Raw genomic sequence first — 24,098 nt, 5'->3', positions numbered from 1 at the left:
ATGTGGTAAGTTTACTAAGTCGCTTTGATTATTACTATACTCATTATTGACCATATAGACTATCTGTCTTGGCTGCCATGATAAAATCATTGCGATGCAGACCTTTAATACTGTGTGACCACCATGTAACCGTCGCTTTGCCCCACTCTACCAATATGCCAGGATGATGACCTTCAGCTTCTGCAATATCTGCAAGCTGATTGGCAAACGCCATAGCGGTGACAAAGTTTTTGAATTTATATTGACGCTGTAGCTGATTGATACCATTGTCTTCAATGAGTGACCAATCAGGTATTTGTTGCAGCAGCTCGCGTGCTTCACCTTCCTCGACTGTTGGGGCACCGATACGGCAGGCTTCGCAGCTGGCTTGAGATAATGTTGTCATAGTAAATTCCTTTTATTTTAACTATTAAGTTTTTATTAAATGCACGTCTATGTTGACATGATTGTTTACTTAAACAATCTATGTTGCAGTACTTTTGGTAAAGTCGTTCGTTGATTAAGTAATCGATTATTAAATGATCAACTGGTTTCAACCTGATATGTTGGCTCAAACATGCCAAGTGACATCGCCTGCTTGACCACTCCCATGATATCGCTATTCACGATATCAAATAGCGTATCTAAATCATCAATAACATAGTAGATAGGCTGAATGTGGTCAATACGATAAGGGGTACGTAACACATCTAGCAAATCGAAGGCTCGGTGCTCAGGTTGATGATGGGATTGAGGGTTTGACTGGTTTTGAGTCTCGTTGCTGAGCGCATAAATGGTTTCAGATGGTGAGCTCAAAATACCGCCGCCATAAATTCGGCGGGTATCCTGCGTTTGCCCGACCAAACCAAACTCAATGGTAAACCAATAAAGACGTGCCAAAAATAGCCTTTCTTCTTTACTGGCATTAAGACCAAGCTTGCCATAAGTTTCATTGAAGGTAGCAAAAGCAGGATGAGTCAGTAGCGGACAGTGTCCGACAATCTCATGAAAGATATCCGGCTCTTCGATGTAATCCATGTCATCAAAGCGGCGGATAAAGGTCGCAACAGGGAAGGATTTATTGGCCAAAAGTTTAAAGAACTTACCAAAGCTAATCAAAGCAGGCACCGCGGCTGTTTGCCAACCTGTCGTCGCTTGTAGCACTTCATCGATATCGTGCAATTGCGGGATACGATCTGACGGTAGATTGAGCTTTTTAAGTCCCTCTAGATATTCTGAGCAAGCGCGGTTGGGTGTATGTTTGGCTTGACGCTCGAGCAGCGCTTGCCACATGGCATGCTCATCATCACTGTAGTGAATGTGACCATTGGCATCAGGTTGATGCGAGAGATAGGGTTGTTTGTTTTGGCGTTCCATGCCGATGCTCCTTTTTCCGTATATCCGTTTTATTTGTGTCAGTACTTTAATAACGCTATATGTTCGATACTACAGCGTGAACGATGGCAAGACAAATCGCCTTTTGCCTTGCCATGTTTGTTTGGTGGATAAGTTTACTCTGTTTCGGTTTCTGTCTCAGACTGACCGATAGCGCCGCGGCGCACTTGATCGCGCTCTATCGATTCAAATAGTGCTTTAAAGTTACCTTCACCAAAGCCCTCATCATAGTCGCCTTTACGTTGGATAAATTCAAAGAATACTGGGCTACCTAAGATAGTTTCAGAGAAAATCTGTAATAGCAGACGCGGTGTGCCGCCCTCGGTAGTACCATCGAGTAAGATGCCGCGCGTTTGTAATTCAGAGACGTCTTCACCATGGTTCGGTAAGCGCTCGCTCAGCATTTCATAATAGGCGGCCGTTGGCGCGGTCATAAGCGGTATACCCGCCGTTTTTAGTTTATCGATACTGGCAAATAAGTCATCACTGGCTAAAGCAATATGCTGAATACCCTCACCATTGAAGCTCATTAGATACTCTTCGATTTGTCCGCCGCCCTGCTTTGATTCTTCGTTTAACGGAATGCGGATTTTGCCATCAGGCGCCGTCATGGCTTTACTGGTCAGGCCAGTATATTCGCCTTTAATATCGAAATAGCGGATTTCACGGAAGTTAAAGATGCGCTCATAAAAGTTTGCCCAATAAGCCATGCGCCCACGGTAAACGTTATGGGTCAGGTGATCAATAACCTTGAAGCCATGACCAACCGGATACTTATCTACATCTGGGAAGAACTCAAAATCGACGTCATAGATAGACTCACCATCTTTAAAACGATCAATCAGATAAATCAGTGAGCCGCCGATACCTTTGATAGCAGGAAGTCTTAACTCCATCACCCCTGTCGGTACCTCTACTGGCTGGGCACCATTTTTAATTGCCAGCTCGTAAGCTTTTTTGGAGTCTTTCACGCGAAAACCCATGCTACAAGCTCCTGCCCCATGCTCTTCTACAAAGTAACTGGCTTGGCTTCTTGGCTCACGGTTTAATATAAGATTGATGTCACCTTGACGGTATAAAGAGACATCTTTAGATCGGTGATTGGCGACATGGGTAAAACCAAGCTGCTCAAAAAGCGCTTCTACTGCTTCAGGTTGTGGTGAGGCGAATTCGACAAAATCAAACCCTTGCAAGCCTACTGGGTTTTCAAATAAATCTGCCATTGTAATCATCCTTAACGTTAATCGGTGGTATGAAATCCATATAAAAGTTGTATATATCAATGCAATGTATTGACGATGTGTCCATCTTAGAGTAGCTTTATTTATAAGACTAATTGTTTTTTTTAATTTATTTATCAGGTTTACTTATGAATATCAGTATTCGCCAATTGACCGCTTTTATCAAAGTCGCTGATAGTGGCAGCTTTACCCGTGCTAGTGATCAGATGTATTTGACCCAATCAGCTGTGAGCGGATTGATCAAAGAGTTGGAGACCAGTCTTGGCATCGTGTTGTTTGATCGCACCACGCGTCAGCTATCTTTGTCGGTCGTAGGCAGACATTTACTGCCGCAAGCTCGGCGGGTCCTTAATGAGATGCAATTGTTTGAAAACGAAGCGAGCAGTCTGATGAGTCTTGCGCAAGGTCAAGTCCGGCTAGCGGTGTCACAATTTGCTGCTTCTTCTATGCCTGCGGTTATCGCTCAGTTTGCTAAAGAATATCCTGATATCAGCGTGTCTTTAATAGATTGCTCTGCAGAAAACGTTTTGCAACATATTCAAGATATTGAAGTCGATTTGGGCGTTGGTACGGAGCTTGGTTTCATGGAAAGTGAAGACGACATCAGAGCCGATTTGTTATATGAGTTGCCATTTTGCGTGGTGATGCCAGATAATCATCCGCTGGCTAAGCAAAGCGAGGTGATCTGGCAGGATTTGATAGATATTCCGCTTATTACCTTACAAGGGCCTTTTATTGAACAAGTGACCGCCGAGCTGGATGAGACCATTGCTTCTCATATTCAGCAAGCACGCTATAAAGTCAACTTTATGTCGACTGCACTTGAGATGACGCGTCAGGGCTTTGGTATTACTTTATGCTTGCCTTATATGCCAGAAGTCATTGATTGGGTAAGTGCCAATGGCCTACAAATGCGCCCACTCGCACAGCCTGTTAAAGTGCGTAGGTTCTTTATATATCAGCGTTCATCGCGAGCGCTATCGCCTGCCAGTATTGCTTTTAAAGAGTTTTTGCAGACTTATTTTGCAAGCCATTTTAACGATTATAAAGGAAGCTAGCGTAAGTAGACGCTATTTTTAAATGGTTGTTAGCCATTTAATTGGCTAAAAATATATTTAGATTATCAAATAGCTCATCTAATCAGTTAATTAATCAATATGGTTGAATCTATCGTTGAGTTAATTGTCAATCTGGTTTATGCTTTTTGGCGGCTTCGTGTCTATTCTTGTGCTTTATTTTATTCTTGTAAGGAAAAAAAATGTTTGAACGTATCGACTACTACGCGGGTGATCCAATCTTGGGGCTGATGGACAAGTTTGCAAAAGACAGCAATCCCGATAAAGTAAACTTGGGCGTGGGTGTGTACTACGACGAAGACGGTAAAATGCCAGTACTTGAATGTGTAAAAACTGCCGAACAGCGCATTGCAGACCCTGTCTCTCCGCGTCCTTATTTACCAATGGCAGGGCTACCAGGTCACCGTAAAGGTTGTCAGGAACTGTTATTCGGTAAAGATGCGCAAGTATTAAAAGACAGTCTTGTCGCTACCATCGCTACTATTGGCGGCTCTGGCGCATTAAAAGTAGGTGCTGAATTTATTCATGAATGGTTCCCGCAATCTAAATGCTATGTGAGCGACCCAACATGGGGCAACCATATTGCTATCTTTGAGGGCAGTGATGTTGAAGTTGGCAAATACCCCTACTACGATAAAGCCACTGGCGGCATCAAATTCGATGAGATGATTGCGTTCTTTGAGACGTTAAACAAAGACGATGTTCTTTTACTTCATCCTTGCTGCCACAACCCAACGGGCGTGGATTTGACCAAAGAGCAGTGGGATCAAGTGCTAAACGTCATTCAAGAGCGCGAGCTGATTCCATTCATGGATATCGCTTATCAAGGTTTTGGCGAAGATATGGACAGCGATGCTTATGCTATTCGTAAGGCAGTCGATATGGGTCTACCGCTGTTTGTCAGCAACTCATTCTCCAAAAACCTGTCGTTATACGGTGAGCGTGTCGGCGGCTTATCAGTCGTTTGCCCAACTACTGATGAAGCCGAGCGTGTCTTTGGTCAGCTGACTTCTACAGTACGCCGTATCTACTCAAGCCCACCATCACATGGCGGACGCGTCGTCGATATCATCATGAATGACGAAGCCTTGCACGAGCAATGGATCGGTGAGGTTTATGGCATGCGTGACCGTATTAAAGCCATGCGTATGAAGCTAAAGTCGGTACTAGAGGCCAAAATTTCTGATCGTAACTTTGATTACCTGACTAATCAAAACGGCATGTTTAGCTTTACAGGATTGACGCCTGAGCAAGTGGAGCAAATGAAAACCAAGTTTGGTATTTACATGGTTTCCAATTCGCGTATGTGCGTCGCTGGTCTAAATGTGGATAACGTCGACTATGTCGCCAATGCGATGGTCGAAGTTTTGAAAGGTTAATTATCTAACACAGTATTTTAGATATCGTGTTATAGATATCTGATTTAAAAAAAGGTTGAGCATTGGCTCAGCCTTTTTTATTTGTCTATCTCTTTTACCCGTTTCTATTTAAAATCGCGTTTTGCTGAAATTAATTAGGAAAAATATTTCCCATTACGATTTGTGCAGCTCAAAAGGCTAATCATATATAACGTTGAGTGTATATAAAATAATCACCTTTAAGCTAGCATTGCTAATGTAGTAAAAGAGTGTAACGAATTCTTATAACCGTAAGGTACCAGACAATACAAACTTGAACAATCATTCAAGAACAACTACAATAAGTTTCTTTATAGTGTTTAGCAGCAATATTGTATTCATTTTTGAGCAATCACTCAATATGATAAATATTTTACTTATGTCTATTCTATGATGATGAAAAGTATCAGTACTCATTTTATTCATTAATTGTTTGAACCCACTTTCAAAATTTCTCAAAAGCGAAAACTTATGCAAAAAGTTATGCCAAAATATTTGCCACTTTCATTATTATTGCTTCGACTTGGTATTTTCATTGTTTTTTTAGTTTGGACGCTCGACAAGCTTATTCATCCCGAACACGCTGCAGGTGTTTTCTCAAAATTTTATGGTCTTGAGGCCATGAGTGAGACGATATTCCTCGCTATAGGTATCGCTCAATTGGTTCTTATTTTGACATTTGCTGTCGGTTTATTTAAAACTTGGACTTATGGCGCCGTCTTATTGCTCCATGCTATCTCGACTTTCTCAACCTTTGGCTTATACCTCAAACCTTTTGATAATCTACTGTTTTTTGCCGCGTGGCCAATGTTAGCTGCCTGTGTCGCGTTATTTTTAATGCGAGATTGGGACACATTAACGTTAGGCAAAAAAACCTTTTTAACGCAAACTCATAAAGTACCTACTAAATAGAGCTTATTCAGTAGAGTTTATTAGATCGTGCCTATTATTAGACTAAAGCATGTCCTCATTTTGATAATGGTAATATAAATACTAGTTAGCAGAACACAGGCTATATACTGTTAAGAATGATAAGTTGGCTGTTTTGTGGTTAATAAACCAATAGGCCGTTCAAACCATTCAATGTAATGGCTGCTACTCTTAAGACGATGCAGATGCTTAACCGAAAAAACCATTGTATCTTTAACCTTTGCCCCACTATTTAGCCGGACATTTCATGATTAAAAGAATATTTTTGATACTGTTAATATTGATATTAGCGGCAAGCTTTTTCTACTTTGACCTAAATCAATTATTGACGCTTGACGGCTTAAAAGGGTCGATGGCGCAATTTAACGACTATAAAGCGCAATCACCGCTGTTGATTATTGGCGGTTTCTTTTTACTTTATGTCGTCGTCACCGCCTTATCCTTACCTGGTGCAGCTATTTTAACCTTAGCGGCTGGGGCATTATTTGGCTTATGGCAAGGCTTATTGGTGGCCTCATTTGCCTCCAGTATTGGTGCGACACTAGCGTTTTTAACCTCACGTTATTTACTGCGTGATACGATTAAGCAGCGCTTTCCTGAGCGCTTAGCAGCTATTGATGCTGGCGTTGAAAAAGAAGGCGGGTTTTACTTATTTACCTTACGCTTAGTACCGATATTTCCGTTCTTTTTGATTAATTTACTCATGGGCGTCACCGCAATTAAAGCGAGGACATTCTACTGGGTAAGCCAAGTTGGTATGCTTGCGGGCACCTTTGTATTCGTTAATGCCGGTACGCAACTGGCGCAAATTGACAGTTTGTCAGGGATTTTATCATTTAATTTAATTGTCTCATTTGCGTTATTAGGCTTCTTCCCATTAATAGCAAAAGGGATATTAAATATGCTAAAAAAACGCCGCGTCTATAAAAACTATAGCAAACCTAAAAAATTCGACCGTAATATGATCGTAATTGGCGCTGGTGCTGGCGGGCTAGTCACCAGCTATATCGCGGCGACCGTCCGAGCAAAAGTGACATTAATCGAAGCGGGTGAGATGGGTGGCGACTGCTTAAACTATGGCTGTGTACCGAGTAAAGCCCTGATTAAAAGCGCGAAAGTCGCCGAACAAATGCGCCATGCTGAGCGCTATGGTTTAGACAATACGCCACCAGAGTTCTCATTCAAAAATGTCATGAGCCGTATCCATAAAGTCATCGCTGACATCGCGCCAAACGACAGCGTCGAGCGCTATACCGACTTGGGTGTCGAAGTGTTAAAAGGTTATGCCAAATTCATCGATCCATGGACGGTAGAGATTGCACTAAACGATGGCGGCACGCAAACACTAACCGCACGTTCCATCGTTATTGCGACTGGCGCACGCCCATTTGTCCCAGACTTGCCGGGTTTGGAAGAAACCGGCTATGTGACCAGTGACACCATATGGAATAAATTTACCGAATTAGAAGAAGCGCCGAAAAAACTGGTCGTACTTGGCGGCGGGCCTATCGGTTCTGAGCTGGCGCAAGCCTTTGCACGCTTAGGCTCCAATGTGACCCAAATCGAAAGAGGCGCGCGTCTTATGAAAAAAGAAGACGTGGAAGTCTCTGAATTTGCGGAGAAAGTACTCGTCGAGAGTGGCGTAAATGTCTTAACCTCGCATCAAGCGATACGCTGTGAGATACGTGACGACAAAAAATATATTGTGGTGAAACACAATGAGGCAGAAATCGCGATTGAATATGACGAATTGCTTTGTGCCGTTGGACGTAGTGCGCGCTTAGAAGGCTATGGCCTAGAAGCATTAGGTGTTGAAACTGAGCGTACTATTGAGACGGATGACTATCTAGAGACCCTCTATCCCAATATCTACGCGGCAGGTGATGTCGTCGGTCCTTATCAATTTACTCATGTGGCCTCCCATCAGGCATGGTACGCCGCCGTCAACGGCCTATTTGGGCATCTAAAGAAGTTTAAAGTAGATTATCGCGTGATTCCGTGGACGACCTTTATAGACCCAGAAGTCGCGCGCGTTGGCTTAAATGAACAAGAGGCTGTTGAGAAAGGCATCGACTTTGAGATTACCCGCTACGACTTTAAAGATTTAGATCGCGCAGTGACGGAAAGCGTCAACGATGGCTTCATCAAAGTGATTACCCCTAAAGGTAAAGATAAAATACTCGGCGTGACCATCGTCGCTGCGCATGCTGGGGATATCATGCCGGAGTTTATACTGGCGATGAAACATGGTTTAGGACTGAATAAAATACTCGGCACCATTCATATGTATCCAACGTGGGCGGAGGGCAATAAATACGCGGCTGGTGAATGGAAACGCAATCATGCGCCTGAAACGGTATTAAACTGGCTTGAGAAATACCATACATGGCGTCGAGGTTAATTAGCCTTCCAGTGAAACTCGATGCTGTTGCAACTCATTAATTTCATCGTCTTTTAGACAATTGATTTTTTTAGAAATAAGTGCTGCTGGGATAAATTTTTTGAAGCCTCTGGAGTGACGGAGTCACACAGCAAGCGAAGAAAATTTGTACCAACGGCACGCTTCAGAATCTATGATTGAATGACATTTAATACGGGTTATAACGAGAACATAAATGTACGTTATTAAATCTTTACCAGCTTTGCCAACGCTAAAAAACCTAAGTCGCTATAGCGCCTATGCTGTAGCGCTTAGCGTTTGTGCGGTTATTTCTTCAAGCATCTCTGCCAACACCGCTTCATCTACTACTGCCGTAAGTAATGAAGTATCCTCGTATTGGCAGCAGATAGAGACGCAAGGTAAAAACCAAGACGTTTACTTTTATGCATGGGGCGGTGACCCGCAAATCAATGCTTATCTACAGTGGGCCGCCAAGCAAGTCGATGATAAATACAATATCAATTTGGTTCATGTCAAGTTAAGCGACACGAGTGAAGCTGTCAGCCGCGTACTTGCGGAAAAGTCCGCCAATAATAATGATGGAGGCAGCGTGGATCTTATCTGGATAAATGGCGCCAACTTTGCCACCATGAGTGAGAATTCATTATTACGTAAACAATGGGCAAACAAACTACCGAATTTTGCGTTGACCGACCCAGACAATAATCCTGCCGTTAACTTCGATTTTGGTGTACCGACCAATGGTATGGAAGCACCATGGGGACAAGCCTCGCTGACCTTTTATTACGACAGCTTATCAACTGACAAGCCACCAACCACTTTAAATGAGCTGGTCAATTGGACGGCGCAAAACCCCGGGCGTTTTAGCTATCCAAAGCCGCCTGACTTTTTAGGCATGAGCTTTTTAAAATACGCTTTAGTCATGTTGCACGAACAACAGGATGCTAAAATAGGCGAAAATACCAAACCACAGCTCAACCTGCCAGCCACTGAGCAGAATACAGACATAGTATTAGCCCCTTTATGGAAATTTTTAGATGATTTACATCCAACTCTATGGCGTAAGGGTGAGCAATTTGTGCAAACGGGCGCGCACATGCGGCGCTTGGTTGATGATACCGAGCTTAGCTTAGCCTTTAGCTTTTCTGCGCCAGAAGTGCCAGCGGCGGTGCAGCGTTATGACTTACCCCAGAGCATTCGTAGCTATGCGATGAGCGATGGCAGCTTGAGTAACACGCATTTTGTGGCCATTCCCTATAATGCCAGCCATCCGCAAGCCGCGCAGCTGGTGGCAAACTTCTTGCTGAGTCCAGAAGCACAGGCTAAAAAGCAAATGCCTGCTGTATGGGGTGATAAAACTGTACTTGTCCAATCGACGCTCGACTCTGAGCAACAAGCGCTATTTAAGACTAGCAAACCGCATCCGAGCGCCCTACCGGTTGACGCGATAAAACGGACCGTGAATGAACCACATCCAAGCTGGGTTGATGCCATTATGCAAGGCTGGCAGGCGCGTTATGGAGTCAGCCCATGAGTAAAGATTCTAATAATAAAACGGCTGATGCAAGCACTAGAACGATAGATCCTTATAAAACAGACCTATTTACGCGCATTGTATCATTGAGTCCGAAATTTTTACTGCTACTGTTAATATTACCCGTACTCGGTGGTTTGATCAGCGTGCTGTTGCCTGCCTTTAGCTGGGTGCCCGCACTTGAAAAAACGACCGTTAGTCTACAAGGATTTAACGATCTGTGGCAGACGCCCGGTCTTAGCCAAATGGTAGCGCTCAGCATCGCTACTGGATTGATAAGTACGCTACTCGCTTTTGTCATATCTTTAATGGTATTGGCGGCATTTTTTAATAGCGTTTGGTTGACCCGTATTGAGCGTTTGCTGAGTCCAATCTTGGTCATTCCTCATGCAGCGGCAGCCATCGCGGTTGGCTTTTTAATTGCGCCTTCTGGTATGTTTTCACGCCTCATTTCACCGCTTCTAAGTGGCTGGGAGTTGGCGCCAAGCGGTATGTTTCCACATGACCCTTACGGCATCAGCATCATTTTGGGTTTAACGTTGAAAGAGCTGCCGTTTCTATTATTAATGGCACTAGGCGCATTGGCACAACCAGAGCTTGGTAAAAAGCTGCGTCTACAATATAAAGTTGCACTAAATCTCGGCTATTATCCCATCACTTCCTTTTTTAAAGCTGTCCTCCCAATTCTCTATCCTTTTTTACGTTTGCCTATCTTAGCCGTCCTTGCTTATGCCAGTGCCAGCGTAGAAATGCCATTGATACTCGGTCCAAATACGCCGCCAACACTAGCAGTCACCATCATGCAATGGTTTAACGATGTGGATTTAAACTTACGTATAAAAGCCTCGGCAGGCGCATTATTACAGCTGGCGTTGACGGGTGGCTTAATTGCCTTGTGGCTCGGTGGTGAGAGAGCAATAAAAGCTTGCTTTAATGGCACGTTGCTCAATGGCAAGCGCCACTATGCCGATGCACTCTGGCAAAAAATCGCCGCCACGCTTACCACTGTAGTGATTGGCTTTATTTTGCTGGCGCTCATTGGACTGGTCATGTGGTCTGTGGCTGGTTTTTGGCGCTTTCCCGCCGTATTGCCAGAGCAGCTTGTGTTATTACATTTTCAAAGTGCCTTTATGCAAATGGGTACGCCATTATTTAATACCGTTACGATCGGTATCGTGAGTACGGTATTTGCCATTGTGCTGACTTTATTATGTTTAGAAGCCGAGCAATTAAGTAAAAAGCCACTTTCAAGATTTACCAGTTTCATTATCTATTTGCCGCTATTAGTGCCCAGCATTGCCTTTTTATTTGGTTTGGTGTGGCTACAGCAGTTGGTGAATAATCAAACGGCATTTTTTAATGTGGCGTTCACCCATCTGCTCTTTGTGCTGCCTTATGTGTTTTTATCACTTGCCAGCAGCTACAGGCGTCTAGACCCGCGTTTTGCTCATGTAGCCGCGAGCCTTGGTGCAACTCCTGCTAAAGTATTTTTGCAGGTCAAATTGCCCCAGCTGTTTGCACCGATTTTGATTGCTATCGCCCTTGGTTTGGCCATTAGCTTTGGTCAGTATCTGCCGACGCTACTCGCAGGCGGCGGACGTATCGCCACCATCACCACCGAAGCGGTGACTCTCGCCAATGGTGCCAGTAGGCGCACCAGTGCGGTGTATGCCATCATCCAAATGGCACTGCCGTTAATTGGCTTTATATTGGCGTGGGTATTGCCGAAGTATTTCTTTAAAAGTGGCACTCGTTAGAAATCCAGACGTTAAAAACTCAGTCGTTAAAAACACAAAAAAGGGCCCTTGATGCAATCCTCTTTACAGATAAAAGACTTACAGTTATATCGACAAGACGAGCTATTACTCAGCCTAAATGAGCAAATTACTGGTGGTGAGATACTGACCGTCATGGGCCCATCTGGCAGTGGTAAATCGAGCTTATTGAACTGGTTAACAGGTACCTTACCGAATAATTTCGCCGCTACTGGTGATGTCTGGTTAAATGATGAAAACGTAAGTCATTTGCCGACGCATCTACGGCATATTGGGGTACTGTATCAAGATGCTCTACTGTTTTCTCATTTATCGGTCGCAGGTAATATTGCTTTTGCGATGCCTAAAGGCAATAAAGTGGGCAATAAAAAACAGCGCCGTGAAAAAATAGCACAAGCGCTGGCACAAGTGGGGCTAGCAGGCATGGGAGATCGCCATCCCGATAATTTATCGGGCGGACAACAAGCACGAGTGGCGCTACTTAGAACACTATTGAGCGAGCCAAAAGCGATACTGCTTGATGAGCCTTTTAGCAAGCTCGATACCCAGCTGCGAGTAGACACGCGCCAACTGGTATTTGAGCAAATCCGCACCCATAAACTCCCCGCCATTATGGTCACGCACGATCGTAGCGATGCTGAGGCCGCAAAGGGTAAAGTCATTCATTTAGACCTGTAGCTCTAAACCTGTAGTCTTAGAATTATAACCTTAAACATTGAAGCGAAATATAAAAGGCAAGCGCATGCTAGACAAATTTCTCACGCCCATGATTAAGCCGATGCTAGCCCCTGTGGTCGTTGTATTGCACAAACGCGGTATCACGGCTGATCAACTCACGGTGGCGGGCTTTTTAATCGGCATGTTAGCCTTACCACTGCTGGCGTTTGAATTGTGGTATGGCGCACTTGCAGCGATTGTATTGAATCGTATTTTTGATGGTCTTGATGGCGCGCTAGCTCGTCATGCACAGCAAAGCTCAAGCGCAGGCGGCTACTTAGACATTACGCTCGACTTTTTATTTTATGCAGCAGTTCCGCTAGGCTTTATCTTGGCAAATCCTGAACAAAACGCCATTGCAGGCGCTTTATTACTCGCCGCTTTTATTGGTACAGGCTCCAGCTTTTTAGCATTTGCCATCGCTGCAGAAAAGTTTAAACTGGATAAACCACAGTTTAAATATAAAAGCTTTTATTATTTAAACGGCTTGACGGAAGGCACCGAAACCATCGCGCTGTTTGTTGCCTTTTGCATTTGGCCGCAGCACTTTATATTACTCGCTGGCATTTTTGCAACTGCCTGCGCCATTACGATTTTTACCCGTATCCATGGTGGCTACCATACCCTCAAACAACTAGAAGTAAATGCCCATTAAAAATATGCAGTTTGTACCAATCAAGAGGTAAGCAATGACTAATGAAGTATGGTGGCGACTTGGGTTCTTTTTAAGCATTTTAGTCATCATGATGCTGATTGAGTGGCGCATGCCTGCACGCACCGCACCCATTAAAAGCCATAAACGCTGGTTTGCTAACTTTGGCTTGGTGTTTGCGTCATCCGTTATTGCTCGTCTAGCGGTGCCTATCGGTCTAACGGCTGTGGCGCTTTATAATCAGCAGCATGGAATTGGTCTGTTTAATATTATCGATTTGCCAAGCGTCCTAGTTATCGTATTAAGCTTAATATTGCTCGACATTATTATTTACTGGCAGCACCGATTATTTCATCGCGTACCTATTCTTTGGCGTTTGCATAAAGTCCATCATGCTGATGCGCATATCGACGCTAGCACAGGCTTAAGGTTTCATCCCATTGAGATTGTCTTAAGCATTTTAGTGAAGCTCGTTGCCGTCAGCTTATTGGGCGTTCCTGCCATTGCAGTGCTGATATTTGAGATTGCGCTAAATGGCTTGGCAATGTTTAATCATGCCAATATTCGTCTGCCACCTGCCATTGAAAAACCTGCACGCCTCGTATTGATGACCCAAATCTTGCATCGTATTCACCATAGCCAGCGCGGCAGCGAGACCAATTCAAACTATGGCTTTAGTGTCATTTGGTGGGATTGGATCTTTGGTAGTTATAAGGGTCAAGCGCAGAAGCCTGATAATGAGCTAGATATTGGGTTAAAAGAATATCCCTCACCCAAACGAAACGCCTCGCTATGGGGATTATTGGTAATGCCGTTTAGACATAAATGAGCGATAGCTATATTCCTGAAAGCTCCAAACTACTACACTCCCTATAAGCAACTGAAGATGGCCAATCAACCGCTACCTTCGGTACCTCCTGCCCAGCATCTATCATCTTAGCAGCATTAATCCAGCCCGCATGACTAACAGCTAGTATTGGGGTGTGATCGGATTCAGTCGAGACTTTATTCAACCACCCTTTAACACGGTCAAATAGCTGCTGCAAACTTTCGCCATTATCGGGCGCGAAGTGCGCAAAGTTATTGCACCAATCATCAATCTCTCGCTTAGCGATTTGCTCCCAAGGGCGACCGTCCCATTCGCCAAAATCAATCTCAGCAAGCTCAGGCGCGACTCGACATTGAAAGCCACGTTGCACCAGTATCTGCCCGACTTTTAGTGAGCGTTGTAATGGGCTGACCCAAATCACTTTAGGTAATTGATGAACACGGGTAAAGCGCTCGATTTGATTGGCAAGGCGTTTTAATTTACGCCTATCTACTCCTACATCTGTTTGCCCAATACAGATACCCTCAGCAGCAATGGGTTTAGGATGACGCCAAATATAAAGAGTCATTGATTGATTAGCCTTCTTTTTTGTAGCCAATCCGCTATAAAACGCACACAATGCTACTGGGATAAATTTTTCGTAGCATCTGTCTGCGTAGGTACAGCAAGCAAGGAAAATTTACCCAGTAGCGCGTTATGATACTTGCACTTATTTTATTTAGGACTGATTATATACTTTAGATTTCTTTTGAATTATAAAAAAGGTATAGTCGCTGCCAAACCTGCATAAATGGCAACTTCACTCAGCTGTTGTGTCGCCCCTAAACCATCACCAGTATAGCCATCCAGACGCCTACGTAATAAGCGCCGCATATAATCAGTGGCAACTAAAGCCAACACCAAAGCCAATAACCACTGACCGATGCTAATCTGCTGTATGGCATTAGGAAATATAACCATTACTAAAACTCCTGCCACGAGCAACCAACCACTACTGAACAATCCTTGTAACGCTGTCAACTGCTGCGCCATAGGTTTGGCTTTAGCATGTTCTATCTCACCGCCATACGGTAGCAGAGCAAGCAGGCTAATACATAGCAAACGCGACGCGGTATGCCCAATAATCAGCGCGACGATAGCCACCGATAACGGCATGGTGGCTAACAAGGAAATCTTTAGCAATAGCGCAGAGACCAGACCTAACACGCCATATGTACCCAAGCGCGAGTCTTTCATGATAGTCAGCGTGCGCTCACGTGTCAGACCGCCGCCCAAACCATCACAGCTATCGGCAAGACCGTCTTCGTGAAAAGCGCCCGTGAGCTTAATCCCGCATACCGTACTTAGCACCGCAGCAACTAAGGGCGTAAATAGCACACTGGCAAGCCAAAACACGCCAGCGCAAAGTAGCCCAACCAGCAAACCAACGGCGGGAAAATGACGGCTGCTTTGGTGTAACCACTGCGGATTATAATTTTTGAATGGCGGCACGGGCAATCGCGTTAAAAACTGCATGGCGACCAGTAACAATATCCATTCATGCTTTATGAATTGACCAACGCTTTTAGGCGAAGACTGCTGTAACGGCTCTGGCTGATTTAACGCCTGTTTTGATTCCTGCTTTAATGGCTGTGACATTATTTATTTTGCTCACTAATTCCAGCATCACTAAAGCTTGCCATCTCATTAATGATGGCGCAAGCGGACTGCAGTAGTGGGTAAGCAAGCGCTGCCCCGCTACCCTCGCCCAAGCGCATACCCATATCGAGTAATGGCTCAGCGTTAAGTAATTTTAATAAATGCGCATGCCCTGGCTCGACTGAATGATGGGCGAATATGGCGTATTGAGCGACACCGGGTGATAGGCGCTCCGCAGCCAATAACGCGCTACTGGCAATAAAGCCATCGATTAATAGAATACGCCGTTCGCTAGCGGCCTGAATCAGCGCACCTGCCATCATGGCTATCTCAAGCCCGCCTAATGCCGCGAGCGCATCTAACGGAGACTGTGCTTCATTATGACGCGCCAATACTTGCGTTAAAATATCCGTCTTATGTTGTAGACCTCCATCATCGAGACCGGTACCACGACCGATACAATCAGCGATCGGTACATCACCCAATCTCGCCAGCAAAAGACTCGCCGCTGAAGTATTGCCAATGCCCATTTCACCAACGATGAGCAAATTACCCGCCAAGCCTTTAACCACTTTCATACCGTTTTCTAGTGCAGCTAAGCACTCCTCTTCTGTCATGGCGGGTTCTGTGAGCGCGTCTCGGCTACCACGGCGGACCTTATAATCGAGCAGTTGCGGATGGTCTTTAAAAGGAGAATTGGCAAAGTCTGCATCGACCCCAGCATCGACGACTTTTAGCTCGATATTATGCTGACGCGCCAAGACATTGATAGCAGCGCCGCCCTGCAAGAAGTTATAAACCATTTGCGCAGTGACGGCACTTGGATAGGCTGAGGTGCCATGCTTGGTTAAGCCATGGTCAGCAGCAAACACTCGAATCTGTGGCTGATTAATATGCGGGGTTGTTGTCCCTTGAATCATGCCCAATTGCAGTGCCAGTGTCTCTAAGCGACCCAGTGCGCCAAGTGGTTTGGTTTTTGAGTCTATGATCTGTTGCAGCTGCTGACGTAGCTCATTATTTTCTATATTGGCAATGGTTGGCGCGGTAAAGGTGGTCAAAGCAGTCATCCTAAAGTTATAAATAAAACAGGAGACTATGGTAGCAGATTATGCTTATTTTCTTGAGCTACCTATCTTATTTTCTAACAAATATACCAAGTAGCCATTTAAATTATTAAAAACGCTAGCCTTAAACAAATCATTAAACAAACTCTCTTATCTAGCTTATAACATTTGCTATAGAATGATGTCTTGAACATTTCTTAAGAAACACGTCTTAAAATAACAAATACTACAGCCCCATAGAGGTTACGATGATTGTATTTTGGCTTGTATTAACCATTCTTTTTATTATTTTTGCCACCGCAAAATTAAAATGGCATCCTTTTTTAGTATTGATACTATCGGCATTTTTGGTAGCGCTATTTTACCAAGTGCCCCTTGATACCGTTGCTAAGACTATCTCTGATGGCTTTGGAGGCATCTTAGGTTACATTGGTCTGGTGATTGTATTTGGTACTATTATCGGTTTAATTCTTGAAAAGACAGGCGCAGCAATTGTAATGGCCGAAACGGTTATTAACTTTTTAGGGCCACGTTTTCCTACGCTGACCATGTCTATTGTCGGCGCCGTCGTCTCAATTCCTGTATTCTGCGATTCAGGATTTATCATTCTAAACTCGTTAAAAGAATCTTTAGCCGAGCGCTTAAAAGTATCAAGCGTGGCCATGAGTATTGCTTTAGCAACTGGCCTATATGCCACCCATACCTTTGTGCCGCCGACCCCAGGACCCATTGCTGCAGCTGGAAACTTGGGCTTAGAGTCAAATTTAGGTTTGGTCATTATGGTTGGTGTTGTCGTCACAGCCGTCGCTGTATTGGCGGGCTGGTTGTGGTCAAACCGTTTCCTTAATGTCGAACCAGACAATATAGATGCCGAAAACGCACCAGCAGCCACTGTGCCAGCCAACATGAAATCTCGTGAAGACTATAATAGTATGCCTTCTGCAACCAAGGCTTTTTTGCCTATTATTGTTCCTATCGTTTTAATATGCTTATCCTCTTTTGCCAACTTCCCTACCGCCCCTTTAGGCGAAGGCTTATTGGCTGACATACTCATATTTATTGGTAATCCACTTACTGCGCTGCTTATCGGTCTGTTTTTATCATTTTTATTAATAAATGGTAAAGAGAAGACACAACAAGTTAGCGATGCTATCTCTCAAGGTCTAGTCGTAGCAGCGCCAATCCTTTTGATTACTGGGGCTGGCGGTGCATTTGGTGCGATGCTAAAAGTCACTCCAATAGGCGATTATTTAGGTACTACTTTATCCGCGTTAGGTCTCGGTATTTTTATGCCATTTATTGTGTCTGCTGCGCTAAAAACTGCTCAAGGCTCAACCACCGTCGCATTGGTCACCACCTCAGCGATGGTTGCACCGTTATTGGGTCAAATTGGTCTCGACAGTGAGCTTGGACGGGTGTTTTGTGTGATGGCAATTGGTGCGGGCGCGATGACCATCTCGCACGCTAATGACAGCTTCTTTTGGATTGTTAGCCAGTTTAGCCGCATGAGTGTAGCACAAGCTTATAAAGCTCATTCAATGGCTACCGGTATTCAAGGTATTACCAGCATATTGTTTATCTGGTTATTAACTTTGGTATTTATTTAACTAATTTTATTAAATAAATTGCTAGAGAATAGCGTTTATAAAAGAAACTTGCTTACCCACTTTATTTTTACTTAGATATTCCAAGAGAGCTTCATGAAAATTTTAATCGCCCCTGATTCGTTTAAAGAAAGCTTAGAAGCGCTAGAAGTTTGTCGCGCTATCCAATCTGGGTTTAGTCAGGTTTTTCCTGATGCAGACTATACATTATTGCCCATGGCAGATGGCGGCGAAGGCACCTCTGCGGTGTTGTCATATGTGTTGGGCGGGCGCTGGAAAAACGTGGTTGTGAACGATCCATTAATGCGACCAATTACTGCCAATTATCTGTTATTAGAAAACAAGACAGCTGTGATTGAAATCGCTCACGCCTGCGGTCTACATCTATTGAAGACGGATGAGCGCAATCCGCTCATTACCAGCAGCTACGGAGTTGGCGAACTTATTGCGGATGCTTTGAGTGAGGGCGTCAAACGCATCATTATCGGTCTGGGCGGTAGTGCCACCAACGATGCCGGTCTTGGTATGTTAACGGCCTTAGGAATGAATTTCTATAACCTTGATGGCAAGCGTTTGGCGCAAGGCGGTAGCGAACTGGCCAACTTAAAGCAGATAGACGGTGCAGAGCTTCATCCAAAGCTGCAAGATACCGTCTTTGAAGTGGCCTGCGATGTCACCAATCCATTATGCGGATCATCAGGAGCTAGTGCTATCTTTGGACCACAAAAAGGCGCCAATCCAGAGCAAGTCGCACTATTAGATAAAGCCTTGAGTCACTTTGCAATGGTATCTGGACAGCACGGCTATCAGGATTACCAAAATATCGCAGGCGCAGGGGCAGCAGGTGGTCTTGGCTTTGCCTTAATGACCTTTTGCGGCGCTAATCTTAAATCAGGGTTTGATACCGTCGCTGAGGCTGTCAGCCTAGAAGAGCATATTGCTAATGCAGATCTGGTCATCACTGGTGAAGGCAAGCTTGATGCACAAACTTTAATGGGTAAAGTCGCTGGCGGTATCAGCCAACTGGCAAAAGCCAGCCACAAGCCTGTGATCGCTATTTGCGGTAGCGTTGACGGCCTTGCGCCAGCTCAGACCACTGGGTTTGACGTCGTCATGCCTAGCATTCAAAAGCTGGACACCCTCGATAAGGTGCTAAGCAAAGCTTATAAAAGTATTGAGACTACCGCGGTTAATGTTGGCGCGACTATGAAGTTGGGGCAAAGTATGAAATAAAAACAGCCTACAAGTTAATTGATTGACCGACATCAAATCTAAATATCGCTATTTTTTATAATTTTACAACCACTTTTTTACCTCGTTAATGACGGTTTGCATTCTATTAGGTAGGGCTTGCTGGCACCGTACGGCAAGATATAGTGTTTCACTCATTGGCACGGGCAAACGATGGCTGCTAATAAGCTCAGGGTTTGGATATGCTGCAACCGCGTGTGCTGGCAATACGGTAAAGCCAAGCCCCCTACTAACAGGCTCTAAAATCAAACCAATTTGATTAGAAAAGCCCTTTTTCTTAAAGTCATTAATATGCTGGAACTTGATATAATTGGCACTCAGCAGCATGCTGGCATGATGAGTACCGTCAGGATGATCGATAAACCCAAGCGCTATGAGTGTCTCCCAGCTTAGCTCATTAGTCATCACAGGCGTCACTAGTATGAGCGCTTCTTGAGCTATTGACTGGCAACTTATTCCCTCGTCATCTGAGATCTCCGTCATAAACCCAATATCAATGTCATGATTCGCAAGCGCTCGCTCTATATCGCTATTTGGCGCAAAGCGATAGTCAATCACCAACTGTGGATACTGTTGCTGTAAGATCAAAAGCTTTGGATATAACTTTAAGCCCACGCTGCCAGGAGACATGAGTCTCACTAGCCCTGCATAGGCGGGGTCATCACCGATACGCTGTTCTAGATTTGTTAAGCGCTGCAAGATATCACCCGCCTCCCTATACAGCTCCTCGCCGGCATCCGTCAATGAAAACTGCTTCCCTTGACGGATGAGCAAGTCGACATCTAACTGACTTTCAAGCTTACGTATGTGCTGGCTGACACCTGACTGGGTCATATGTAGGCGCTCGGCAGTGCGGGTAAAATGCCCCACTTCAACAAGGGTACAGAACGTACGTAGCCATGTGATATTCATCATTACGATATATACTTAACTTTATAATAAAGGATAATTTTACGTAATGGATATAGCTTTGTAAACTACTCCCATATCAAAACAGGAGTATGAATGATGAATAACGTTTACCCAAGAAGCTTTTCACACATTGGCCTTTCCGTCCCTGACTTAGAAGCAGCGGTAAAATTCTATACCGAGGTGATGGGTTGGTACACCATCATGGAACCGACTGAAATCATTGAAGATGACAGCCCGATTGGTGAGATGTGTACGGAAGTCTTTAGCTCAGGCTGGGGCAGTTTCCGTATTGCTCATCTCTCTACCGGTGACCGTATCGGCGTTGAAATCTTTCAATTCAAAAATCAAGAAAACCCTGAAAACAACTTTGAATACTGGAAGACAGGTATTTTTCACTTCTGCGTGCAAGATCCAAACGTGGAAGAGCTCGCTGAACGCATTGTCGCTGCTGGCGGTAAAAAGCGTATGGAAAAACCGCGTTATTACTATCCCGGCGAAAAACCTTACCGTATGATTTATATGGAAGACCCGTTCGGCAATATCGTTGAAATATACAGCCACAGCTATGAGCTTATTTATAGCGAAGGCGCGTATTAGGTATAGCGCTTAAGAGTAAAATAACGCTTCGTTATGAAAGTTAAAAAAATCGGACTTATCTCTACATGTCGATTTATTCTTAATAAAGATACGAATAGCGCACTCATATTATGAATGCGCTATTTTCATATGTGCAATTTCAATATCAGCACTCTATTGTATAACTTGCACGCCATGCTATCATTTGAGTGAATGAACACCAATTATCAAGGATGATAAATGAATACTACAAATACAGACGCCCCCACCAGCGAGCCATTAGTTATCAGAGACGATAGCAAAGATGCAAGCGGCGTCGTCACTCTTACTTTAAACCGTCCTAAGCAATTCAATGCGCTATCAGTCGATATGTTATCCGCCATGCAAGCAGAGCTGGACGGCATCGCTCAAGATAGTAGTATTCGCGTGGTCGTCATTGCCGCGAATGGCAAAGCGTTTTGTGCAGGTCACAACCTAAAAGAGATGCGCGCACACTCAGATGAAGCATTCCACAGTGCATTATTTAAGCAGTGTAGTCAGATGATGTTGACCGTCAATCAAATGCCGCAAGTTGTAATTGCCAAAGTACAAGGCATTGCTACCGCCGCAGGCTGTCAACTGGTGGCAGCCTGCGACTTAGCGGTGGCCTCTAATGACGCTAAGTTTGCGACTTCTGGGATAAATGTCGGACTGTTTTGTTCAACCCCTGCCGTTGCCGTCAGCCGCAACTTGTCTCGCAAGCAGGCCTTTGAGATGCTAATCACGGGTGAGTTTATCGATGCCCATACGGCCTTGCAGCAAGGACTCATTAATCGTGTCGCGCCAGCGGATCAGTTGGATGCAACGCTGCAATCTTTAATCGATGCCATTACTGCCAAATCCTCTGTCGCGGTCAAAACGGGCAAAGATATGTTCTATAAACAGTTGGACATGGATTTAGCGGATGCTTATGAATATGCCGGACAAGTGATGACCTGCAATATGATGGCAGACGATGTGAGCGAGGGCATTGATGCCTTTATCGAAAAGCGCCATGCAGTATGGACGGGACCTTAATAGCTTCACCATTTAGAAGAACGCTACTTAATAACAATACTATTAATAAAATTAAAAACTACATCTTTTCAGGCAAGTTTTGTACCGCAAGGCTTGCCGCTTCAATAGCACCAGCAATATAACCAGAAAACTGTGGCGACCATTCACTGCCTATCCCCGTTAGGCAATCACTCCATACACCTGATATTGCCTTAGAAACAGGTGCCACCGCATGCTGACCATCACTACTTGCGTCGGCAGTCGTTGCGGTGAATTTATCTTGTGACCAGTCTTTCAGATACTCAGCTTTGGGCGTGTCTGCCTGCTCGCCAAATAGACGTACCAATTGCGCACGGCAATGTGCTTTTAACACATCTTCAGAGACGCTTTGGCGTACGGAGGCAGGTACTCCTATAAAGCCAAACAACGCACCCCTGCCACCCATGCTAGAGGCATCATGAATCTCAACCATTGGCCCTTGCGAGCTACGCGCGGCTCCCGAGAGACCGTGCTTGCGCCAAAAAGCCGTATCGTAAACGGCAAAATACTTGGCATGAGGCGCCATCCAAGTCGCTGTGTTGCGCCATTGCGTTATCATATCGGACGGTAAAGCTGGCTCAAACGTTATACTGTCTTCCACCAAACGAGGCGGTAGCGCCAGCAATACATGCTGCGCTCGCCAAGTCGTGAATTGCCCAGACGTGTCTTCGCTGGTTATCTCTATGTGCTCATCTGCTTTATGCAACCGACGTACAATTTGACTATTAAAAACACGTGAGGAATCAAGACGACGATATAAAGCATCAATCAATGCGGCCATACCACCGACTAGACGCATTGAAGGTGGCGAGCTTTTATAGCCTTGCATACGAACAGCAGGCTCGTTAGGAGCGTGCTCAACCATCATATCGCCCTCTTCAAACTGTGCAAAAGTCTCCAGCTGTAGTTCATTGACCAGATCGCTCAACTGCGACTGATAATCAGGCCAAAACCAAGAAGGTCCTAAATCAAAGCTATCTACCTCTTGTACACTATCAGAGCCAAGATGTTGTGAAGTCGGTCGCTCTAAGGCCGAATCTTTTAAAAGCTTACTAGCGAGAATGCGACCGCCCAAACTATCACGCGCTTCTAACAATATATAATCAATGCCTTTTTGCTCTAATAAATAAGCCGCATATAGACCACTCAAACCACCACCGATAATTGCTACAGGTACATTTGTTATATCTAATTTTTGCATAGAAGTTTTCTTTTTATTTTTCATTAAAAGCGCTTAACATCTTAAATTATGGATAACATGCTTTAGCTCATTAAACGTCTAAACCTTCGATATCTGCGCCAATGACGTGAGCAAGATGTCCAGTCTTAACATAGACCGTAGCTCCTTCTGTACTTGCTTTTATCTGTGGCTGCGCACCTGCGGGCAAGCGTAGCCAGCTACCTTGTTTATACGTCTTATCACCTTCTAGCAGCGTACCTTCGTCCACTAACAGCTCTGCACCACCCTCAATCGCTTGAGTCATGAGGTCTTGTGTAAACAATGCATCATCTGCGCTCAGCCGCTGCAAGCTCACCTGTTCACTATCGTTCAAAAATAAAGCACACACCTCACGATTGCCGATCCATTGCCAGTTTGTACTATCGTGCGTGTCGATAGCGACATGGCGCTCTTCAGATGGTGACATCTGTCGCAGCTTTACAAAGATCACCGCCCCTTCATCGCTATAAGGCGTATGGCCTGATGCTGGCGGATTGCGTAAATACCAGCCAGTGGGATAGTGCTTATCATCGGCAGAAAAAGTACCTGACAATACCAAAATCTCCTCGCCGCCCGGATGTTGATGATGCGGAAAATGCGAATTAGGCGCATAACGCACAAGGCTAGTCGCCCGCGCCTTCTCCGCGCCTACGCGGTCAAGCATGACGCGCTCGACACCATTCTGCGGTGATTTAATCCATTGATGCTCTTCAGCCGTTAGCTCAGCTCGAGATGAAAAATCTGCATTAATTAGCATAGGATAGTGTCCAAATTCGATTTAATATGGCTAAGCGACTTAAAAATTTATACCAGTAGCACTTTTTAGTCGTTGTA

22 protein-coding genes are annotated in these 24,098 nt (G+C 44.6%); 13 read left to right on the top strand and 9 right to left on the bottom strand.

What is annotated here, in order from left to right:
* Positions 1–43: 43 nt before the first annotated feature.
* The 3 genes from ACS8FC_RS11600 to hppD all read right to left on the bottom strand — a co-directional run bounded on the left by ACS8FC_RS11600 (position 44) and on the right by hppD (position 2,597).
* Positions 44–385 carry a 4a-hydroxytetrahydrobiopterin dehydratase gene (locus ACS8FC_RS11600; protein ID WP_299219637.1) on the bottom strand — a complete coding sequence of 114 codons (342 nt, stop codon included), beginning with the start codon at positions 383–385 and terminating at the stop codon, positions 44–46.
* 137 nt (positions 386–522) lie between these two features.
* Positions 523–1,356 carry a phenylalanine 4-monooxygenase gene (gene phhA / locus ACS8FC_RS11595; RefSeq protein ID WP_439260923.1) on the bottom strand — a complete coding sequence of 278 codons (834 nt, stop codon included), beginning with the start codon at positions 1,354–1,356 and terminating at the stop codon, positions 523–525.
* A 134-nt stretch (positions 1,357–1,490) separates the two neighbouring features.
* A complete protein-coding gene (gene hppD, locus ACS8FC_RS11590) occupies positions 1,491–2,597 on the bottom strand; it encodes a 4-hydroxyphenylpyruvate dioxygenase (protein WP_439260924.1) in 1,107 nt (368 codons plus the stop codon).
* Positions 2,598–2,743: 146 nt separating this feature from the next.
* On the opposite strand from hppD, the gene ACS8FC_RS11585 reads away from it, so the two are divergent.
* From ACS8FC_RS11585 to ACS8FC_RS11545, 9 genes are all read left to right on the top strand, one after another.
* The gene (locus ACS8FC_RS11585; RefSeq protein WP_439296912.1) at positions 2,744–3,673 is read left to right on the top strand and encodes a LysR family transcriptional regulator; all 930 of its coding nucleotides are present in this window, start codon (positions 2,744–2,746) and stop codon (positions 3,671–3,673) included.
* Positions 3,674–3,873: 200 nt separating this feature from the next.
* Positions 3,874–5,070 (top strand): amino acid aminotransferase, encoded by a 1,197-nt coding sequence (locus ACS8FC_RS11580; protein WP_439296911.1) that lies wholly within the window; start codon positions 3,874–3,876, stop codon positions 5,068–5,070.
* Between the two features lie 489 nt (positions 5,071–5,559).
* Entirely contained in the window at positions 5,560–6,000 is a 441-nt protein-coding gene (locus tag ACS8FC_RS11575) for a hypothetical protein (protein ID WP_439260927.1), read from the top strand.
* A 283-nt stretch (positions 6,001–6,283) separates the two neighbouring features.
* Positions 6,284–8,419: an FAD-dependent oxidoreductase gene (locus tag ACS8FC_RS11570; RefSeq protein ID WP_439296910.1), complete on the top strand. Its 2,136-nt coding sequence runs from the start codon at positions 6,284–6,286 to the stop codon at positions 8,417–8,419.
* A gap of 214 nt (positions 8,420–8,633) precedes the next feature.
* A complete protein-coding gene (locus ACS8FC_RS11565; protein ID WP_439296909.1) occupies positions 8,634–9,953 on the top strand; it encodes an ABC transporter substrate-binding protein in 1,320 nt (439 codons plus the stop codon).
* On the top strand, positions 9,950–11,710 hold the full coding sequence (locus ACS8FC_RS11560) for an ABC transporter permease (RefSeq protein ID WP_439296908.1): 1,761 nt from the start codon (positions 9,950–9,952) through the stop codon (positions 11,708–11,710). The genes ACS8FC_RS11565 and ACS8FC_RS11560 overlap by 4 nt, the downstream gene beginning before the upstream one ends.
* Positions 11,711–11,761: 51 nt before the next feature.
* Positions 11,762–12,406, top strand: coding sequence for an ATP-binding cassette domain-containing protein (locus ACS8FC_RS11555; RefSeq protein ID WP_439296907.1), 645 nt, complete (start codon positions 11,762–11,764; stop codon positions 12,404–12,406).
* A 64-nt stretch (positions 12,407–12,470) separates the two neighbouring features.
* Positions 12,471–13,100 (top strand): CDP-alcohol phosphatidyltransferase family protein, encoded by a 630-nt coding sequence (locus ACS8FC_RS11550; protein WP_439260932.1) that lies wholly within the window; start codon positions 12,471–12,473, stop codon positions 13,098–13,100.
* 34 nt (positions 13,101–13,134) lie between these two features.
* A complete protein-coding gene (locus ACS8FC_RS11545; protein ID WP_439296906.1) occupies positions 13,135–13,926 on the top strand; it encodes a sterol desaturase family protein in 792 nt (263 codons plus the stop codon).
* Positions 13,927–13,933: 7 nt separating this feature from the next.
* Here the strand turns inward: ACS8FC_RS11545 and ACS8FC_RS11540 are convergent, their stop codons facing one another.
* The 3 genes from ACS8FC_RS11540 to cobT all read right to left on the bottom strand — a co-directional run bounded on the left by ACS8FC_RS11540 (position 13,934) and on the right by cobT (position 16,631).
* On the bottom strand, positions 13,934–14,494 hold the full coding sequence (locus ACS8FC_RS11540; RefSeq protein WP_439296904.1) for a histidine phosphatase family protein: 561 nt from the start codon (positions 14,492–14,494) through the stop codon (positions 13,934–13,936).
* A gap of 185 nt (positions 14,495–14,679) precedes the next feature.
* Positions 14,680–15,564, bottom strand: a complete 885-nt coding sequence (gene cobS / locus ACS8FC_RS11535) for an adenosylcobinamide-GDP ribazoletransferase (RefSeq protein ID WP_439260935.1) — start codon at positions 15,562–15,564, stop codon at positions 14,680–14,682.
* A complete protein-coding gene (gene cobT / locus ACS8FC_RS11530; RefSeq protein ID WP_439296902.1) occupies positions 15,564–16,631 on the bottom strand; it encodes a nicotinate-nucleotide--dimethylbenzimidazole phosphoribosyltransferase in 1,068 nt (355 codons plus the stop codon). The genes cobS and cobT overlap by 1 nt, the downstream gene beginning before the upstream one ends.
* Before the next feature lie 245 nt (positions 16,632–16,876).
* On the opposite strand from cobT, the gene ACS8FC_RS11525 reads away from it, so the two are divergent.
* Complete coding sequence (locus ACS8FC_RS11525) at positions 16,877–18,235, top strand: GntP family permease (RefSeq protein WP_439296901.1); 1,359 nt, start codon at positions 16,877–16,879, stop codon at positions 18,233–18,235.
* 93 nt (positions 18,236–18,328) lie between these two features.
* The gene (locus ACS8FC_RS11520) at positions 18,329–19,465 is read left to right on the top strand and encodes a glycerate kinase (RefSeq protein ID WP_439296900.1); all 1,137 of its coding nucleotides are present in this window, start codon (positions 18,329–18,331) and stop codon (positions 19,463–19,465) included.
* 63 nt (positions 19,466–19,528) lie between these two features.
* On the opposite strand, the gene ACS8FC_RS11515 is transcribed toward ACS8FC_RS11520, so the two are convergent.
* On the bottom strand, positions 19,529–20,398 hold the full coding sequence (locus ACS8FC_RS11515) for a LysR family transcriptional regulator (protein WP_439260939.1): 870 nt from the start codon (positions 20,396–20,398) through the stop codon (positions 19,529–19,531).
* A 90-nt stretch (positions 20,399–20,488) separates the two neighbouring features.
* Between ACS8FC_RS11515 and ACS8FC_RS11510 the strand changes: the two genes are divergently transcribed.
* Entirely contained in the window at positions 20,489–20,992 is a 504-nt protein-coding gene (locus ACS8FC_RS11510; RefSeq protein WP_439296899.1) for a lactoylglutathione lyase family protein, read from the top strand.
* Between the two features lie 219 nt (positions 20,993–21,211).
* Positions 21,212–22,027, top strand: coding sequence for an enoyl-CoA hydratase (locus ACS8FC_RS11505; RefSeq protein WP_439296898.1), 816 nt, complete (start codon positions 21,212–21,214; stop codon positions 22,025–22,027).
* Between the two features lie 58 nt (positions 22,028–22,085).
* On the opposite strand, the gene ACS8FC_RS11500 is transcribed toward ACS8FC_RS11505, so the two are convergent.
* Both ACS8FC_RS11500 and ACS8FC_RS11495 read right to left on the bottom strand, forming a co-directional pair.
* The gene (locus tag ACS8FC_RS11500) at positions 22,086–23,246 is read right to left on the bottom strand and encodes a flavin monoamine oxidase family protein (RefSeq protein ID WP_439296897.1); all 1,161 of its coding nucleotides are present in this window, start codon (positions 23,244–23,246) and stop codon (positions 22,086–22,088) included.
* A gap of 70 nt (positions 23,247–23,316) precedes the next feature.
* Positions 23,317–24,021, bottom strand: coding sequence for a cupin domain-containing protein (locus tag ACS8FC_RS11495; RefSeq protein WP_439296896.1), 705 nt, complete (start codon positions 24,019–24,021; stop codon positions 23,317–23,319).
* Positions 24,022–24,098: the final 77 nt, after the last annotated feature.

This window comes from Psychrobacter sp. 1Y4 (assembly GCF_051847555.1).
The sequence above is the reverse complement of the archived record's forward strand: the minus strand, read 5'-3'. Positions and strand labels throughout refer to the sequence as shown.

Excerpts from the sequence above, each read along its gene's own strand:
- ACS8FC_RS11500 (WP_439296897.1), bottom strand. The coding sequence starts at position 23,246 with ATGCAAAAATTAGATATAACAAATGTACCTGTAGCAATTATCGGTGGT.
- ACS8FC_RS11575 (WP_439260927.1), top strand. The coding sequence starts at position 5,560 with ATGCAAAAAGTTATGCCAAAATATTTGCCACTTTCATTATTATTGCTT.
- ACS8FC_RS11525 (WP_439296901.1), top strand. The coding sequence starts at position 16,877 with ATGATTGTATTTTGGCTTGTATTAACCATTCTTTTTATTATTTTTGCC.
- ACS8FC_RS11495 (WP_439296896.1), bottom strand. The coding sequence starts at position 24,021 with ATGCTAATTAATGCAGATTTTTCATCTCGAGCTGAGCTAACGGCTGAA.
- ACS8FC_RS11520 (WP_439296900.1), top strand. The coding sequence starts at position 18,329 with ATGAAAATTTTAATCGCCCCTGATTCGTTTAAAGAAAGCTTAGAAGCG.
- ACS8FC_RS11515 (WP_439260939.1), bottom strand. The coding sequence starts at position 20,398 with ATGATGAATATCACATGGCTACGTACGTTCTGTACCCTTGTTGAAGTG.
- ACS8FC_RS11565 (WP_439296909.1), top strand. The coding sequence starts at position 8,634 with ATGTACGTTATTAAATCTTTACCAGCTTTGCCAACGCTAAAAAACCTA.
- cobT (WP_439296902.1), bottom strand. The coding sequence starts at position 16,631 with ATGACTGCTTTGACCACCTTTACCGCGCCAACCATTGCCAATATAGAA.
- ACS8FC_RS11555 (WP_439296907.1), top strand. The coding sequence starts at position 11,762 with ATGCAATCCTCTTTACAGATAAAAGACTTACAGTTATATCGACAAGAC.
- ACS8FC_RS11510 (WP_439296899.1), top strand. The coding sequence starts at position 20,489 with ATGATGAATAACGTTTACCCAAGAAGCTTTTCACACATTGGCCTTTCC.
- ACS8FC_RS11580 (WP_439296911.1), top strand. The coding sequence starts at position 3,874 with ATGTTTGAACGTATCGACTACTACGCGGGTGATCCAATCTTGGGGCTG.
- ACS8FC_RS11505 (WP_439296898.1), top strand. The coding sequence starts at position 21,212 with ATGAATACTACAAATACAGACGCCCCCACCAGCGAGCCATTAGTTATC.
- ACS8FC_RS11560 (WP_439296908.1), top strand. The coding sequence starts at position 9,950 with ATGAGTAAAGATTCTAATAATAAAACGGCTGATGCAAGCACTAGAACG.
- ACS8FC_RS11540 (WP_439296904.1), bottom strand. The coding sequence starts at position 14,494 with ATGACTCTTTATATTTGGCGTCATCCTAAACCCATTGCTGCTGAGGGT.
- ACS8FC_RS11600 (WP_299219637.1), bottom strand. The coding sequence starts at position 385 with ATGACAACATTATCTCAAGCCAGCTGCGAAGCCTGCCGTATCGGTGCC.
- phhA (WP_439260923.1), bottom strand. The coding sequence starts at position 1,356 with ATGGAACGCCAAAACAAACAACCCTATCTCTCGCATCAACCTGATGCC.
- ACS8FC_RS11585 (WP_439296912.1), top strand. The coding sequence starts at position 2,744 with ATGAATATCAGTATTCGCCAATTGACCGCTTTTATCAAAGTCGCTGAT.
- ACS8FC_RS11545 (WP_439296906.1), top strand. The coding sequence starts at position 13,135 with ATGACTAATGAAGTATGGTGGCGACTTGGGTTCTTTTTAAGCATTTTA.
- hppD (WP_439260924.1), bottom strand. The coding sequence starts at position 2,597 with ATGGCAGATTTATTTGAAAACCCAGTAGGCTTGCAAGGGTTTGATTTT.
- ACS8FC_RS11550 (WP_439260932.1), top strand. The coding sequence starts at position 12,471 with ATGCTAGACAAATTTCTCACGCCCATGATTAAGCCGATGCTAGCCCCT.
- cobS (WP_439260935.1), bottom strand. The coding sequence starts at position 15,564 with ATGTCACAGCCATTAAAGCAGGAATCAAAACAGGCGTTAAATCAGCCA.